General features: G+C 57.5%; 2 protein-coding genes. Both read left to right on the forward strand.

The features are described from left to right. On the forward strand, nucleotides 1-2,253 hold a 2,253-nt coding region (locus HKN37_08790), incomplete at its 5' end, for a hypothetical protein (protein NNE46743.1). A 47-nt stretch (nucleotides 2,254-2,300) separates the two neighbouring features. Beyond that, nucleotides 2,301-2,536: hypothetical protein (locus tag HKN37_08795; protein NNE46744.1), on the forward strand; the 236-nt coding region annotated here is incomplete at its 3' end.

Genomic DNA, 2,536 nt, shown 5'->3' on the forward strand with positions numbered 1-2,536 from the left:
GAGGAGCGGCCGGCGTTCGCAGAAGGAAGGTGGTGGACGGGCGATGAAAACCTTGACTGGGTTGGCTTCGATGACGCCAACGGCAGTGGTGTTATCGACCCGGGTGAGAACACGCGTAGCGACGTAGGTCTGGACGGCAAGGGTCCGTTCGACCTAGCGTACCCGGGTCCCGATACCGGAGAAGGAGACGGCATACCGCAGAACGGGGAGCCGAACTTCGACGAACTGGATGTTGACGAGTCCGACCAGATCGGTTTGACAGGCTATGACCTCGACACACGTCCGTTTTACGAAAGTGGCGATAATTTGCGCGACGACACGTGGCTGTGGAACCAGATCTTCAATGTCGCCGAACCCAATATTATCATCGGGTCGACGGGTCTGACCGAAGAGGTTGCCGACGTCGAACCGTTCATTCTTTTCTCATCCGGTCCCGTCAGTTTGCGGCCGCAAGCGACGACGTTCTTCTCGACAGCCTGGATCTTCGGAGCCGGTCCGGACGACACGGACTTTTTCAAGAACCGACGAACCGTACAGAGCATTTACAACGCGGACTACCAGTTCGCGCAGCCACCGTTCACGCCGACACTGCTGGCGGTACCGGGAGACGAGAGGGTCGTGCTGACCTGGGACACACTCGCCGTTGCGAGCTTTGACCGGTTCTCGCAGTCCTTTGACTTCGAGGGCTTCCGTTTGTACAAAGGCACCGACCCGCTGCTATCGGACAGCCGCACTATCTCCAATGTTGACGGTACCCCCACGTTCTTCAAGCCGCTTGCACAGTGGGATCTTGAAAACGGGATCAGCGGTCCCAGGACAGTACTGGGTGGCGAAGGGGTCTACAACATGGGTAACGATACCGGCCTCTCGTTCTTCTATGTTGACGAGGATGTCAGGAACGGCGTACCGATCTATTATGCGCTGGTGGCGTACGACCGCGGAATTATCAATGAGCAGACGGGAAAGGTTGAGATCGATCCGCAGGAGAACGTCTTTAACGTCAGTGTCGACCAGCTCGGCAAGGTTGTCGGTCTGTCACAGAATGCAGCCGTTGTTATCCCGAGATCCAGAACCGCTGGCCTTGTGGACGGTGGCTCCAACGAAGATCTGAGCACCGTAACACAAGGCGTCGGATCAGGTTCGATCAACGTCCAGATAATCGGCGACGAACTCCTCGATCCGGACGGGGTCTATCAGATGCGTTTCTTCAGCGAACCTGTGGTTCCGACCGACCTCTACAACACGACCGAGTACGAGATCTTTAAGGTCTCCGAGAACCGTATGGTTGTTGGCCGGTCTCCGCTCGTCGACGTGTCGCCACTGATCGACGGTTTTGTGGTGGAGATCAACAACGTTGATTTTGAAAGCCGGCAGATCGTATACAACCTGGATAATTTCGGTTACGTGGACAACGCGGGGACGGCGAACGAGACGACTAGTCTTGATCCGACGCAGCTTGACGGCGTCCAGACAAACTGGGTGGCCTCCGTCGAACTCGACAGATCCCCGTCCTTTGCCGTCTCACCGGACGACTACGAACTGAGATGGGTAGATCCTGCGGACTCAACCTATACACCTCCGAGGACCCCGAGCCCGCTGTTCGTTCGGGAGCCGATTCCCATCTTCGGGGTGAACGTCCAGAAGAACTCGGTGACGGAACTGTGGGTCGAGGATGGGAATGCAGATCGGCAATTTGGCCCCGAGGATGTGCTGATTTTCAGTGAGCGTGGTGTCACAGGGCGCAAGTTCAGGCATCGCGTTTCGTTCACCATACCGGATGGTCAACAGTCGATCCCTCCGTCACCAGGCGACGTACTGCGAGTCTCAGTTCTACGGGAATTTGCGACGGGCGACATGTTCCAGTTCACGACTAAGTCGTCATCGATAGATGCAGACTCCGCAAAGAACGTGCTCGAGGACATTGCCGTTGTGCCGAATCCTTACGTCGGTGCGTCGGAGATGGAGACCCGTACACAGGTCGACGGTCGTGGCGAGCGGCGTATCCAGTTTATCAATCTGCCTACGCCGGCCACGATCCGCATCTTCAACTTGCGCGGCGAACTGGTGAATACGCTCCGCCACGAGGGCGGGACGAACAACACCTGCACGCAGGATGCGGGTGGTTGTGGCGGTTCGATCTACTGGAACCTGCAAACGGTGGACAAGCAGGACGTGGCGTTCGGGGTGTATGTGTACCACGTTGAGGCGCCCGGAGTCGGCGAACACGTGGGGAAGTTCGCACTGGTCAAGTAGGCTCAAATGCAACATCAATTCTGTACTCTAGCCGGGAGGATTTGAACATGATCACAGGGCGAAGATCGAATCTTCTGATTGTGATTCTAGCACTACTGGTCCCGGCGGCCAGTTTCGGTCAGAGTCGCGTCGGCACGACATCAGCAACCTTTCTGACGATCGGTACGGGGGCTCGCGGCAGTGCGCTGGGTCACGCGTATACCGCGGTCGTAAGTGGGCCCGATGCTCTTTTCTGGAACCCCGGGGCTGCGGCTATTCCGCACATGGGTGACTACAGGGGTGG

Source organism: Rhodothermales bacterium (assembly GCA_013002345.1).
GTDB lineage: Bacteria > Bacteroidota > Rhodothermia > Rhodothermales > JABDKH01 > JABDKH01.